The sequence below is a fragment of the Kribbella sp. NPDC004536 genome (assembly GCF_042873835.1).
Lineage (GTDB): Bacteria > Actinomycetota > Actinomycetes > Propionibacteriales > Kribbellaceae > Kribbella.
In genome coordinates this window covers 969,547-982,699 of record NZ_JBIALY010000003.1, presented here as the reverse complement: position 1 = coordinate 982,699, position 13,153 = coordinate 969,547, and the positions used below count along the sequence as shown (strand labels likewise).

12 protein-coding genes are annotated in these 13,153 nt (G+C 68.6%); 6 read left to right on the top strand and 6 right to left on the bottom strand.

Annotated elements, in window-relative coordinates:
* Window positions 1-92 precede the first annotated feature (92 nt).
* Window positions 93-1,364, top strand: coding sequence for a sensor histidine kinase (locus ACFYRU_RS30035; RefSeq protein ID WP_387664516.1), 1,272 nt, complete (start codon window positions 93-95; stop codon window positions 1,362-1,364).
* Window positions 1,365-1,468: 104 nt separating this feature from the next.
* On the top strand, window positions 1,469-2,650 hold the full coding sequence (locus ACFYRU_RS30030) for an alginate lyase family protein (RefSeq protein ID WP_387664514.1): 1,182 nt from the start codon (window positions 1,469-1,471) through the stop codon (window positions 2,648-2,650).
* Here ACFYRU_RS30030 and ACFYRU_RS30025 read toward each other — a convergent pair.
* Complete coding sequence (locus ACFYRU_RS30025; RefSeq protein WP_387664511.1) at window positions 2,638-2,781, bottom strand: hypothetical protein; 144 nt, start codon at window positions 2,779-2,781, stop codon at window positions 2,638-2,640. The genes ACFYRU_RS30030 and ACFYRU_RS30025 overlap by 13 nt on opposite strands.
* A 241-nt stretch (window positions 2,782-3,022) precedes the next feature.
* Here ACFYRU_RS30025 and ACFYRU_RS30020 point away from each other — a divergent pair, with 241 nt between their 5' ends.
* On the top strand, window positions 3,023-3,664 hold the full coding sequence (locus ACFYRU_RS30020) for a GNAT family N-acetyltransferase (RefSeq protein ID WP_387664509.1): 642 nt from the start codon (window positions 3,023-3,025) through the stop codon (window positions 3,662-3,664).
* A gap of 200 nt (window positions 3,665-3,864) precedes the next feature.
* Window positions 3,865-5,901 (top strand): DUF222 domain-containing protein, encoded by a 2,037-nt coding sequence (locus tag ACFYRU_RS30015; protein WP_387664507.1) that lies wholly within the window; start codon window positions 3,865-3,867, stop codon window positions 5,899-5,901.
* A 270-nt stretch (window positions 5,902-6,171) separates the two neighbouring features.
* Here ACFYRU_RS30015 and ACFYRU_RS30010 read toward each other — a convergent pair whose 3' ends face one another.
* Window positions 6,172-6,981 (bottom strand): alpha/beta fold hydrolase, encoded by an 810-nt coding sequence (locus ACFYRU_RS30010; protein ID WP_387664505.1) that lies wholly within the window; start codon window positions 6,979-6,981, stop codon window positions 6,172-6,174.
* Window positions 6,982-7,054: 73 nt separating this feature from the next.
* Between ACFYRU_RS30010 and ACFYRU_RS30005 the strand changes: the two genes are divergently transcribed.
* Together ACFYRU_RS30005 and ACFYRU_RS30000 are read left to right on the top strand one after the other, a co-directional pair.
* The gene (locus ACFYRU_RS30005) at window positions 7,055-8,101 is read left to right on the top strand and encodes a LacI family DNA-binding transcriptional regulator (protein WP_387664502.1); all 1,047 of its coding nucleotides are present in this window, start codon (window positions 7,055-7,057) and stop codon (window positions 8,099-8,101) included.
* Window positions 8,094-9,155, top strand: a complete 1,062-nt coding sequence (locus ACFYRU_RS30000) for a LacI family DNA-binding transcriptional regulator (RefSeq protein WP_387664500.1) — start codon at window positions 8,094-8,096, stop codon at window positions 9,153-9,155. Before ACFYRU_RS30005 ends, ACFYRU_RS30000 begins: the two co-directional genes overlap by 8 nt.
* Here ACFYRU_RS30000 and ACFYRU_RS29995 read toward each other — a convergent pair.
* The 4 genes from ACFYRU_RS29995 to ACFYRU_RS29980 are packed head-to-tail and all read right to left on the bottom strand — an operon-like array spanning window position 9,139 to window position 13,077.
* Window positions 9,139-9,642 carry a LacI family DNA-binding transcriptional regulator gene (locus ACFYRU_RS29995; RefSeq protein WP_387664497.1) on the bottom strand — a complete coding sequence of 168 codons (504 nt, stop codon included), beginning with the start codon at window positions 9,640-9,642 and terminating at the stop codon, window positions 9,139-9,141. The genes ACFYRU_RS30000 and ACFYRU_RS29995 overlap by 17 nt on opposite strands.
* 5 nt (window positions 9,643-9,647) lie before the next feature.
* Entirely contained in the window at window positions 9,648-11,207 is a 1,560-nt protein-coding gene (locus ACFYRU_RS29990) for an ABC transporter substrate-binding protein (RefSeq protein ID WP_387664494.1), read from the bottom strand.
* Window positions 11,208-11,245: 38 nt separating this feature from the next.
* Window positions 11,246-12,163 (bottom strand): carbohydrate ABC transporter permease, encoded by a 918-nt coding sequence (locus ACFYRU_RS29985; protein WP_387664491.1) that lies wholly within the window; start codon window positions 12,161-12,163, stop codon window positions 11,246-11,248.
* Complete coding sequence (locus tag ACFYRU_RS29980; protein ID WP_387664488.1) at window positions 12,160-13,077, bottom strand: ABC transporter permease; 918 nt, start codon at window positions 13,075-13,077, stop codon at window positions 12,160-12,162. Before ACFYRU_RS29980 ends, ACFYRU_RS29985 begins: the two co-directional genes overlap by 4 nt.
* Between the last annotated feature and the right edge of the window lie 76 nt (window positions 13,078-13,153).

Below are 13,153 nucleotides of genomic sequence, written 5' to 3'. Positions count from 1 at the left end.
TAGGAACCGGCGGGTAAGCGTCCGGAACGACCGAGGTTAGAGGACGGCAAAACCTTCCGCCGGCAGCGCTTCGGCACCCGCATGATGGTGGCATGCGGCGCCGTGTCATCCGGGTCGCGCTCGTGGCTGCACTGGTCTCGCTGATCCTGGTGGCGGTACCGCTGGCGATCGGCATCCGGATCTCGTTCTTCGCCGACGAGCGCGCCGAACTCGAACGTACGGCACTGGCCGCCGCGGTGCAGGTCGGCCCCGATTTCACCGCCGGTGACCCGGTCGAACTGCCTGCGGCCGCGGCCGACCGGCAGCTCGCGGTCTACGACCGGACGCTCCGGCTGCGTGCGGGCACCGGACCGCAGATCGCCGACGACAGCACCCGGGCCGGCCTCGCCGGGCACGCAGTACTGGGCGAGTCCGCCGGCTCGCTGATCGCCGCGGTACCGGTCGCCTCGTCCGAGCAAGTGATCGGCGTGGTCCGCGCCTCCTCTCCGGTCAGCGCCGTCTGGACCCGGATCGCGCTCGCCTGGCTGGCCGTACTCGGTGGTGCCGTCGTTGCACTACTGATCGGTGCCGGGGTCGCGACCTGGCAGGCCCGCCGGCTGAGCGCACCGCTGGAGTCTCTGGCCCGGATCGCCGATGCGGTCACCGCCGGCGACCTGTCCGCGCGCGCGAACCCGACCGGCATCGCCGAGGTGGACGCCCTCGCCACGGCCCAGAACACCATGGTGGAAAGACTCTCGCGAGTCCTGGACCATGCGCACCGCTTCGCCACCGACGCGGCGCATCAGCTTCGTACCCCGCTGGCGGGGCTCCGGCTGACGCTCGAAACCGCCCAGACGGACCCTGCCACCGACACCCGTCACGCAGTCGACGACGCCCTGCGACAGACGAGCGGGCTGCAACGCACGGTCCAGGACGTGCTCGAACTCTCCCGGGTGCCCACCGAGGACCACCGAGGGGCGCTCGCCACGCTGACCGACCTGTTCGCCGAGACCGAGCACCGCTGGCACGGTCTGCTCGCCGGCACCGGCCGCCGGATCGTCTTCACCGTCGAGCCCTCGGTCGGCGGGCGCCGCGTACCTCTGGCCGGCTGTCGCCAGATCCTCGACGTCCTGCTCGACAACGCCCACACCCACGGCCACGGCACCGTCCGCGTCACGGCCCACGACGTCCTCGACACCACTGCGATCGACGTCGAGGACGAGGGCAGCATCAGCACCCCTGCCCCCGCCCTCTTCCGGCGGGACGCCGGCATCGGGCTGTCCCTGGCTCGCAGCCTCACCGAAGCAGCAGGCGGCCGCCTGACCCTTGCCAGGTGCTCCCCGACCCGCTTCTGCCTGCTGCTACCCGGCGAACGACCAGGGTAGGGACCGCAACTGAAAATTTCGCCGCGCATCGTCGTCTTGCTCGGCTTCGGCCTGCCTGGGCAGGGTGTCAGGGCGCCTGACCCTCGACCGCCCCAAGGAGAAGGATGAAGCGACGTACGCTGTTCAAGCTCACCGGAGGCGCCGCGGCTGCCGCGGCCCTCGGCCAGTCGGCGGCCGCCGCGCCGGCGACCTTCACCCACCCCGGAGCGCTGCACAACTGGGGTGATCTCAACCGGGCCAAGGTTCGTGTTGCCGCGGGCAACGATCCGTGGTTGTCCGGCTGGAACCGGCTGGTGGCCAACAGCCACGCCCAGTCAACCTGGCAGCCGAACCCGCAGGCCACCGTCATCCGTGGCGGCACCGGCGAGAACTACGGCATCCTCTACAACGACATCCATGCCGCGTACCAGAACGCGCTGCGCTGGCAGGTGCAGGGTACGAGCGCGAACGGCGACTGCGCGCGGAACATCCTCAACGCCTGGTCGGCCAAGCTCACCACTGTGACAGGTAACGCAGACCGGTTCCTGGCGGCCGGCATCTACGGGTACCAGTTCGCGAACGTCGCCGAGCTGCTGCGCGGCTACCCGGGCTTCGACCTCGCCCGGTTCAAGACCATGCTGCTGAACGTCTTCTACCCGCTGAACAACCAGTTCCTGCTCGACCACAACGGTGCCTGCATCACGAACTACTGGGCGAACTGGGACCTCTGCAACATGAACTCGATCCTTGCCATCGGCATCCTCTGCGACGACGGGGCGAAGTACGACCAGGCCGTGAACTACTTCAAGAACGGCGCCGGCAACGGGTCGATCGCGCACGCGATCCCGTTCGTGTACGACGACCAGGGACTCGCGCAGTGGCAGGAGTCGGGACGCGACCAGGGCCACACGATGATGGGCATGGGCCAGATGGGCGCGTTCTGCGAGATGGCGTGGAACCAGGGCGACGACCTGTACGGGTACGACAACAACCGGTTCATGAAGGCCGCGCAGTACGTCGCGAAGTACAACCTGGGTGAGGACGTGCCGTTCACGAAGTACACCTGGGGAACCGGGCAGAACTGCGCCTACCAGGAGCACACCGTGATCTCCAGCGCGAGCCGAGGACAACTGCGGCCGGTGTGGGAGATCCTGCACTACCACTACACGCGCCGGAAGTACCTGTCCGTGCCGTACATCTCGGCGATGGCCGCACAGGTACGGCCCGAGGGTGGCGGCGGCGACTACGGCCCGAACAGCGGCGGCTTCGACCAAACCGGCTTCGGCACCCTCACCTACGCCAAGTAGGACAGCCAGCCCTCGACCACCAAGCCGGCGTAGTACGGTACCGACTCGAACGACCAGATCTCGCCCAGCACACTGTGCCCTTCATCCACCACCACCGCGACCTCCACGCCGACCTCCACGCCGACCTCCACGCCGCCGTCCTCGCGGCAGCCGCCGTCCCGGCAGAACCAGCCTCCGACACCAGCGCCGTTAGCATCGCCTCGCTGCGCGCGGACCCGCTCAACGCCCGCGCGCAGCGACACCCGGCTGCGGAACACCTCGGCCGGCCGTCTTCCGTGAGAGCGGCCTCGCGGCGCCCGACGAGTCAACCCGATTTGATTCAGTCGGGCACTTGTTCCCTCAAGCCTCCGTAACGATGGCTTTCATGCTGTCATGTCTTTCATGCAGCGACTAGACGTACGCGGGGCGGATGCCGATATTCCGGTGGTGTCGCTCTCGGACGGTGTGGTCACTCTCCGGCCGTGGACGAGAGATGACGCCGGTTTCATGGCGGAAGCATTCGCCGATCCAGCGATCCGGCGGTACAACGGGGCCCACGATCGACTCGGACGGCCGGCTCCGCCGCTCTCGATCGTGGACGCTGAAGCGATCGTCGACGAGTTCGCGTCGAGGTGGCAGGCGTTCGGCGCGGGGGAGCTGCCATCTGGTGTTGCATTCGCGATCACCGACGCAGCCTCTGGTGGCCTGGTCGGCTGCTGCGGCATCGATGACTGGTCGAAGGAAGATGTAGCGCAGTTCGGCTACTGGATCGGGCCGAGCGCGCGAGGGGGCGGGTACGCGACCCGGGCGGTGGTTCTGCTCACAGGGTGGTTGTTCGAGCTCGGCGCAGCTCGCGCCTTCCTGACGGTCGAGGCGGACAACGAAGCGTCAGCTGCTGTGGCCCGCCGAGCGGGCTTCGTGCACGAGGGAACGATGCGCGCACACAGCGTGTGGCAGGGCGAGCGCATCGACGTGATGTGGTTCGCGGCGCTGCCGCTCGAATGGACGATGCGCGAGCCAGCCGAACGAGCGTGATGGGCACGCGATCGGAGCAGGACGCCTAGGGGCAGGTCTGGCACGACATCGCTAGCGACGCAGCACGCTTCATCCAACACCAAGGCCACGGCGCTAGGCAGACTGCCTACGTCCAGGACACTGTCCACAACGCAACACCGCAGGTCACGGCCTGGCTCAAGCATTTGAGTTCAAGGGAACACTTGTTCTAATATGGGCACATGACAGCAACAGCGACCGATCCGGCCCTTGGCGTACCCTCGCCGGGCGGTCCCGCTGCGCTGTCCGCTGCCGATCTAGTGCCGCCCGATCTAGTGCCGCCTGATCGGTGGCCACCCGACGTGCTCACAGACTCGTACCTGCCGCCTGGCGAGCTGTACGACGACGATGTGTGGGACCCGGACCGGCACGACGAACTGCCGCCGATGTCACGCGTCGATGCGCTCGAGTGGGAGGAATGGGCCGGCGTCGACCAGGACGAGGCCGAACGCTTCATGCTGCGCCTGAAGGCACCTGCCTGGGTGTTCCTGCCGCCAGGCGCCGAACTGGCCGCGGCATTGGAGGAGCTGCGCCCGCAGTGCGAGTCACCGATCGCGTCGCTCGAGGCAATGAAGGCCGCGGCCCGGATGGAGTCCTGGGCCGCATCGATCAAGAGCGCCGCCATGGCGTCGTTCGTCCGCCAGCGCAAGGCCCAGGCGACCGAGATCCCTCGCCCCACCCAGCTCGACTCGTCCGGCCGCCCCATCGACCCCGAACGCTCCTGGGCCGCCGAGGTCGCCGCCGCGCTACACCTGGCACCTTCCACCGCGCAGCGCCACATCGACACCGCGTTGCACCTGACCAGCACCCTGGCCGCCACCCACACCGCACTGCGCTGCGGCGCCCTGACCCCGTCCAAAGCCCTGGCGATCTCCGAAGCCACCCGCTCGCTACCCGAGCACGCGGCCCGCGCCGTCGAAGCCCACGTCCTGCGCCGCGCCCCAGGCCAGACCCACAAAAACCTGAACGCCTCACTCCGCCGCCAAGTCGCCAAACACAGGACCCGCGAAGACGCCGACAACCACCGCGCCGCCATCGCCGACCGCACCTGCAAGATCGTCCCCCTCGCGGACGGCATGGCCGGCCTGTGGGTCGTGCACACCGCCGACAAGATCCAGCAAATGTGGGTAGTCATCCAAGCCATGGCCGACCTGGCCAAACGCCCCACCCCCACCACCCCGACCGCCGCGACCACCCAGACCGCCGCAGCCAGCCCGAGGGATGACGCTGCCACAACGGACAGCCGAACGTCGCACACCGCGCCCGGCAGCGCCCCACACAGCGAACCGGTCAGCACCTCATGGGCGCGCGCCGGCCACGCGGGCCCCGACACAGCCGGCTCCAACACAGCCACCGAACACGCAGACACCGGCATCGGCACCGTCTCGCCGAGCCCAGCCCACGGCCGCCGCAAGGCTCGTACAGATTCGCCCAGCGCCGGCCAACCAGCAACGGCGGCCTCCACCAGCCGCAAGGCCACCAGCACCGCCGGGACCGCCGACACCGCCCACCCTGCCAGCACCGCCCACCCTGGCAGCACCGCCCACCCTGGCAGCACCGCCGAGACCGCCGGGGCGGCGCGGGACGCGCGGATCGCGCCCCAGCGGCGTGCGGACGTCATGGCCGACCTGTTCGAACACATGCTGCACAACGGACTCGATTGGCTCGGCCGCCGACTCCCCGACCAGCACCGCAGACGCCCACACATCGAGATCCTCACCCCCATCACCACCCTGCTCGGGATGAACGACGACCCCTGCGAACTCACCGGCTATGGTCCCATCCCCGCCGACATGGCCCGCCACATCGCCACCGACGGCACCTGGCGCAGAATCCTCACCGACCCCACCAACGGCGCAGTCCTCGAAGCATCCACCACCCGCCACGACCCCGGCGCACTGATCACTGAAACGCTCCTCGCCCGCCACCCCGTCTGCGCCTGGCCCGGCTGCGATCGCATCTCCCGCGAATGCGACCGCGACCACGGCACGCCATATGCCCGAGCCGGAACGACAAGTCTCGCCGGGCTCGCGCCGTTCTGCGAATATCACCACGTCATCAAAGACACTCCCGCCTGGGGCTGGTCGACGACAAACCATCCCGACGGCTCCGTCACCCTGAAGGCCCCGACCGGCCACCGCTACACCACCGTCCCACCGGCCCGCGGGCCGGTCTCGCCCCAAGTCCAACGGCCCGCCGGCGAACCGCCACCCTTCTAGGCGCTTCACCAGCCAGTACACAAGGCCGGTCGGCACAGGTGACGTGCCATCGCCCTCGCTGGTCTGACAGTTCCGGCCTGTGCCGCCGCGCGTAGGCCGCCGGGTCCGAGGCCGGGTCCGACTTGGTTCTGTGCCGCGATCCGATGTGCGAGCCGGCTGTCGGGGAGCAGTGCCGGCCCGCGTCGCCTTGCTGCACAGCAGAACACCGTTGCTCAGGGCATCTATCTCGCCACTTCCGGTGTCGGCCAGCTGCCGGCAGGCCTGGATCGTTCACGTCGGCTGGCCGGACGGCTCCGCGAGCGTCCCGGGCAATGATGTCAACCAGTTCTCCACAAGGTTGACGAACTGCACCGGACGATCGTGGTGGAGGAAGTGGCCGCAGCCGTTCCAGAGCACAGTTCGCGACCCGTACGGGAGCGGCAGGCTGATGTCCCACTCGGCCATGGACGGGGTTGGGCGTACGCACAGGAGTGGGACAGTCAGTCCGGCCAGGCGGGCGGCGGCTGCCGGGCGGGCACCGAAGGCGTCCGGGGCCGTGTACATGCCGGCGTAGCTCTCGGCGAGGACGTGACCTGGTGTCGCGAGCAGCTGGTCGCGGACGGCGCCGGCAGGCAGGTCGAGTTGGCGGACCGCGGCCGCGGCGCCCTCCTTTCGCAATGCAGCAAGGCGTTCCGCGAAGGTCGCCGCTTCGGCCTCGTCCGCGCCGTACGCCGGGTCGATCGCGACGACCGCCGACACCAGGTCCGGCCGTTCGAGCGCGAGTTCCGCCACGATCTGCCCGCCCATCGAGTGACCGACTGCGACGACCGGGCCGACCTCCAACCGTTCGACGAGCGCTGTGAGGTCTCTCGCGTAGTCGGCCGGCCGGTAGCCGGTGCGCAGTACTGGAGAGTGGCCGTGGCCTCGCAGGTCGACCGCCAGGACGCGGTGCCCCGCGAAGTTCAGGGCGCTCCACGCGCGCGCGTCGCCGCCCCAGCCGTGCACCAGCAGCAGCGGCTCGGCCGTGCCGGTTGCGGGGCCGGTTGCGGGGCCGGTGTCGGCCAGCCAGAGCGGAACACCGGCTTCGACATTCGCGGTCATGGATGGCAGCATAGTTAACGTTTTCTACGTACCGTCAGGGCCAGAAAATTTCGACCCGATCAGGAGCTGCCGCGTGGCCAGACCGACCGTGAAGGATGTCGCCGCCGCCGCGGGCGTCAGCGCCACGACGGTGTCACGCGTCCTCGCCGGCAACTATCCGGTCAGCGCCTCCACCCGCAATCGCGTGCTCCGGGTCGTGCAGGAGCTCGACTTCGTCATCAACGCCCAGGCCCGCGCACTGGTCGGCGGCTCGACCCGCACCGTCGCGTTCGTCGTCCGCGACCTGGTCGGCCCGCTGTTCGCGTACATCGGCCAGGGCGTCGAGCAGCAGGCGACCGCCGAGGGCCGGGTCTGTCTGGTCTGCACACACCACGGCGACGCCGACCGTGAGCTGGAGCTGATCGAGCTGATGCGCGAACAACAGGCCGAAGCGGTCGTCCTGGTCGGCGGCGGCCTGCGGACGCCCGAACACCTCGAGCGGATGGCGCAGATCGCGCGGTCGCTGGACCGCGTCGGCTCCCGGCTGGTGCTCTGCGGCCGCCCGCCGATCGGCCCGGATGCGCCGGCGACCGTCGTGGAGTACGACAACGAGGGCGGCGCGTTCGCCGTGACGAACTACCTGATCTCGCTCGGCCACCGCCGGATCGCGTTCGTCGGCGCCGCGGAGCCGAGCCACACGACGACCAGCGCCCGCTTCGACGGCTTCACCCGCGCGCACCGGGCACACGGTCTGACCGTCGACGCCGAACTTGTTGTCGGCGGCAACTTCGACCGCGAGTCCGGATACCAGCAGACCAAGGCGTTGCTCACCCGGGACACCGGCATGACGGCGATCATCGGCATCACCGACATGGTCGCCAGCGGGGTGCTCGCCGCGCTCCGCGAGGCCGGTCTGCGGGTGCCCGAGGATATCTCGGTCGCCGGGTACGACGACATCCCGCTCAGCGCCGATCTCAGCCCGGCGCTGACGACGGTGCACATCCCGCATGAGGAGCTCGGACGCGCCGCCGTACGGCTCGCGTTGCACCGCGACGAGTACGCGCTGGACCAGCATCTGCTGCTCGGGACACACGTCGTGATCCGGGACTCGACCGCTCCGCCCAGGGAGACTCATGGCTAAGAGGAAGACGACGAACTCCCCGACGCTGGCCGATGTGGCCGCGCACGCGGGGGTTTCGCCCGCCACCGTGTCCCGCGTACTGGCCGGCAACTATCCCGTGTCCCGCTCGGCGAACCAGCGTGTCATGCGGTCGATCCGCGAGCTGAACTACGCCGCCAACACCCACGCCCGCGCGCTCGCGGGCGTGCAGTCGAAGACGATCGCGTTCATCCTCGCCGACGTCCGCGGGCAGTCGTTCGCGGACGCGGCGCACGGGGTCGAGCAGGAGGCGTCCCGCCGCGGCTGGCTCAGCCTGATCGGGACGAGCCAGGGCGAGGCGGCCCGCGAGCTGGCCCTCGTCCAGCTGATGCGCGAGCAACGCGCCGGCGCGGTCATCCTGATCGGTGGCGTCACCAACGAATCGGCCGACGACCGAGCGCGGATGACCGAGCTGGCCCGGTCGCTGCACGCGTCCGGATCACTGCTCGTGCTGTGCGGGCGCCCCCCGCTCGGCGACGACGTACCGACCGCCGTGATCGAGTACGACAACGAGCAGGGCGCGTACGCGATGACGAGCCACCTGCTGTCACAAGGGCACCGGCGGATCCTGTTCCTCGCGGGTCCCGAGCGGCAGAGCACCAGCGTTCAGCGCCTGTCCGGGCACCGCCGGGCCTTGCGCGACTACGGCGTACCGGACGACGGCTCGCTCGTCGACCACGGTGTGTTCACCCGGGCGTCCGGCTACCAGCTGACCAAGAGCCGGCTGGCAGCCGGGCAGGACTTCACCGCGGTCTTCGCCGCGACCGACGTGGTGGCCGCGGGCGTGTACGCTGCGGCCGCCGAGTCCGGCCTCGACGTCCCCGAGGACCTCTCGGTCGTCGGGTACGACGACGTCGAACTCGCCCAGGACCTCCGCCCGCGGCTGACCACCGTGCATGTTCCGTACGAGGAACTCGGTCGGACCGCCGCGAAGATCGCGCTGGACTCAACACACCAGCAGCCCGGCTGGACCGGCGACCACCGGCTCTTCACGACCCACGTGGTCGTCCGCAGCTCGGTCAGCCGGCGCGGCTGAGGTACCTACCGTCCAGGACGGCGGCCAACGCCTCGCGACCCGAGGTCCCGGAATCCACGGCCACACAGGGAATGTCGTACGCGGCCAGATACGCCAACTGAGTGTCGGTGAATTCCACGTCGAGGCCGACCACACCGCGCGTACCGCGGGCGAACAGCCGTTCCAGCCAGAGCCGGGGCACCGGCTCTCCCCCGTCGACAGTCGTCACGACCAGCGCCAGCCCTGGTTCGCGGGCGGCGTCGGCGAGGCCGGTCAGCACCTCGCCGGCCCGGCCGCTGCTCTGACTCGCGACGACCACGTCGACGAGCGCCGACTCCTCGCGCCGATCGGAGTCCACCGGATACCCGAACCGGAGCAGTACCTCACGTACGCGGGTCCGGGTCGCCGGTGCGACGTCGGGGTACGCGCGCAGGACCTTCGACACGGTCGAGATCGACACCCCGGCCTCGCGCGCGACCACCGCCAGCTTCCTTCGTGGGGCGGACATCGGGGTCACTGCCCCTTGAGGTAAGCGTCCGCCTGCTTCTCCATCTCGCCCTGCAGGTCCGCCAGCCCGGCCTTGTCGACGGCCTTCTTCAACGTGTCGAGCCCCTTGTCGACGTCGACCGCGCCGATCCACAGCGGGTTGCCGTACTGCGTCATCGCGGCGGCGACCTGGCTGTCCTGCCGCTTCACCGGGGTGACGTCCGGGACGAACGACGCGTACGGGTCGAGAGTGAAGTTCTCGTACTTCTGCGCCCACTCGAACCAGGTGTCCTCGGTCGGCGTGATGTCCTTGATCTTCAGCTCGAGCTTCTGCCGCCAGCACAGTGCGTACCCCGGGAAGCCGTACCCGGTGAGCTGCTCGAACTTGTCCGTACCGACCGGCTTCCAGTCCTTCCCCTCGACGCCGTAGCTGAGCAGGTCGTGGTTCTCCTTGATCGAGACCCAGTCCTCCAGCTGCATCGCCCGTTCGTTGCTCTGGCCCTTGACGTTCAGCACGACGAAGTTGTCCGCCTGGAAGGTCTGGTTCGGCTTCGCGTCCTTGCCGCCACGCAGCGGTACGACGTTCGCGATCTGCGCGGACGGGACCGCCTTGCGCAGCGGCGCCAGCGACTGCGAGGACAGCCCGTCCGTCATCGCCCACCGGGTCGCGATGCGGCCGGCCTCGAACTGCGACCCGATCGTGCTCGAGTCGACGTTCAGCGCGTCCTTGTTGATGATGCCGTCGAGGTAGTACTGCCGTACCTTGCGCAGCGCGTCGAGCACGCCGGGCGCCTCCCAGAATGGGATCGGGTGCGACGACCCGGTGCTCTTGCCGTCCTGCGCCAGGTAGAACGGGAACGAGCCACCGCTGAAGCTCTGCACGCTGACGTGCGGGTTCTCCCAGTCGTGCTGGTTCAGCCAGCCGACCGGCGCGAACGCGACCAGCAGCTTCGGCATGTTCGAGGACACACCGACCGGCGTGATCTTCTGCTTCTGCTTCACGTCGTACCAGAACTTCTCCAGCTGGTCGAACGACGTGATGTCCCCGACGCCGAGCTTGTCGGCGAGGTCCTGGCGGACGGTGAAGTGGTGGAACCGGGCGGCCGAGTTGACCTGCGGGATCCCGTACAGCTTGCCGTTCCACTTGTTCTGCTCGAGCAGCTGCGCGTCGAGGTTCTTGCTCAGGTTCGGGTACTTCTTGATCAGGTCGCCGACCGGGACCAGCGACTTGCTCGCGACCAGCTGGATCATGTTCAGCCAGCGGGCCTGCAGCGCGGTGTCGAAGTTCTCGCCGGCGGTGAACTTGAGCAGCGACTGCTGCTGGTAGTTGGACCAGGCGATGAACTGCGGCGCGATCGTGAAGCCGAGATCCTTCTTGAGCTTCTCGTTGACCTTGGCAAGGACCGCGTCCCAGCCGGTGGGGGCGTCACCGGGCAGCAGCAGCGCGAGCGTGTCGGCGGACTTGCCGGAACCGGTGGCCGACGAGCCGCCGCAGGCGCTGAGGCCGAACGCGGCTGCGAGGGACAGGCCGCCGCCGGCGGCCAAGAAGCCGCGCCTGCTGAGGCCGGCGGGTGGTGTGGCGGGCACGATGCCTCCTGTTGTGCTGAAAAGTGTTGTGGTGGACGTCAGCCTTTGGTGGCGCCCAGCGTGATGCCTTTGACGAAATAGCGCTGCGCGAACGGGTACGCGAGCAGGATCGGGCCGATGGTGACGACCGTCAGCGCGAGCCGGAGCTGGTAGACCGGCGTCGTCTGTTGTGCGGCTGTCGGCAGCATCTGGGAGAACGAGACGTTCGAGATCAGGTTCTGCAACAGCAGCGGGAGCGGGTACTTGTGCACGTCGGACATGAACAGCAGCGCGGTAAACCACTCGTTCCAGTAGTGCACCGCGTAGAACAGGCCGACGACGGCGAGGATCGGTTTGGACAGCGGTAGCCCGATCCGGAAGAAGATCGCCATCTCCCCCGCGCCGTCGACGCGGGCCGAGTCCAGGATCTCCTCGGGCAGCTGGCGGAACGCCGACACCTGGATGAAGACCAGGAAAGGTGCCACCAGCAACGGCAGGATCACCGCGAAGTAGCTGTTCTGGAGTTTCAGGTACTGCGTGACGAGCAGGTACAGCGGAACCAGTCCGCCGCTGAACAGCATCGGGATGTAGGCGAAGATCGCCAGCGGGCGGCTCACGTACGGCAGCCGCCGTGCGATCACCCAGCTCAGACCGGACGTGAAGCTGAGCGCCAGCACCGTACCGATGACCGTGATGAAGACGCTGGCGACGTACGCACTGACCAGGGTCGGGCCGGTGAAGATCAGCTTGTACGCGGCTACCGAGAACGGCTGCGGGAGGAGACTGTAACCCTTCACCGCAAGGGTTTGCTCGTCGGTGAACGAACCGGACACGATCACCCAGAACGGGATCAGGCAGGCGATCATGAACAGCGCGACGCCGACGATGCTGATCAGCGTGAACGGTTCCAGACCGCCGGTCCTGCGCGCCTTCGTCCGCGTCGTCGCCTTCGCGAGGCTCGAAGTCATGGTGGTCACAGCAGACTCGTCTCCTTGGAGTAGCGGCGCTGGATCAGCACCGCGGTCGACACCAGTACGAAGCCGACCACCGACTGGAACAGGCCGATCGCGGCGGTGGTGCCGAAGTCGCCGATCTGGCGCAGCGACCGGAACACGTAGGTGTCGATCACGTCGGTGGTCGGGAACAGCGTGCCGTTGTCGCCGACGATCGCGTAGATGGTGCCGAAGTCGCCGTAGAAGATCCGGCCGACACCGAGCACGAGCAGCACCGCGGCCGTCGGCTTCAGCAGCGGCAGCGTGATCCGGAACGCCATCTGCGCGCGGCTCGCGCCGTCGATCTGGCCCGCCTCGTACACGTCCTCGGGGATCGAGGTGATCGCAGCCAGGAAGATGATGCTCATGTAGCCGCCCATCTGCCAGACCTTGACGAACGTCAGGATCCACGGCCACGGTCCCGGCTCGGTGTACCAGCCGACCGTCGGCAGCCCGAACCCGGCGAGGGCGTCGTTGACCACACCGCCGGAGCCGTTCGGGCCGGACAGCAGGACCTGCAGCATGATCGCGATCACGACCGGCGAGACGAAGTACGGGAAGAAGATCGTCGACTGCGCCGCTCGTTTGAAGAAGCGGCCGCGGATCTCGTTCAGCATGATCGCGAGCGTCACGCCGGCCGCCAGCGTCGCGGCCAGGAACAGCACGTTCAGCACGATCGTGTTGAACAGGATCCGCTCGGCGTCGCCCGAGGTGAAGAAGTAGCGGAAGTTGGCCAGGCCGTTCCACGGGCTGCCGAAGATGCCCTTGCTGATGTCGAACTCCTTGAACGCCACCACCAGGCCGGCCAGCGGCGCGTAGCTGAACACCAGGAAGAACGCCACCGCTGGGACTGCCAGCAACCCCAGCCATAAGCCGGAGCGGACGGTTCGGTTGGTCATGGTGCGGAGCTCCTTCGGCATCGTTCTAGAAAGCGCTTTCCATCTGCCGTGAAGGTAGCGCCGGTGATTTGGGGTG

Bases quoted from the DNA above. Each gene is read 5' to 3' on its own strand.
- ACFYRU_RS30015 (WP_387664507.1), top strand. From the start codon at position 3,865: ATGACAGCAACAGCGACCGATCCGGCCCTTGGCGTACCCTCGCCGGGC.
- ACFYRU_RS30035 (WP_387664516.1), top strand. From the start codon at position 93: ATGCGGCGCCGTGTCATCCGGGTCGCGCTCGTGGCTGCACTGGTCTCG.
- ACFYRU_RS30030 (WP_387664514.1), top strand. From the start codon at position 1,469: ATGAAGCGACGTACGCTGTTCAAGCTCACCGGAGGCGCCGCGGCTGCC.
- ACFYRU_RS29995 (WP_387664497.1), bottom strand. From the start codon at position 9,642: ATGTCCGCCCCACGAAGGAAGCTGGCGGTGGTCGCGCGCGAGGCCGGG.
- ACFYRU_RS30000 (WP_387664500.1), top strand. From the start codon at position 8,094: ATGGCTAAGAGGAAGACGACGAACTCCCCGACGCTGGCCGATGTGGCC.
- ACFYRU_RS30020 (WP_387664509.1), top strand. From the start codon at position 3,023: ATGTCTTTCATGCAGCGACTAGACGTACGCGGGGCGGATGCCGATATT.
- ACFYRU_RS30010 (WP_387664505.1), bottom strand. From the start codon at position 6,981: ATGACCGCGAATGTCGAAGCCGGTGTTCCGCTCTGGCTGGCCGACACC.
- ACFYRU_RS29980 (WP_387664488.1), bottom strand. From the start codon at position 13,077: ATGACCAACCGAACCGTCCGCTCCGGCTTATGGCTGGGGTTGCTGGCA.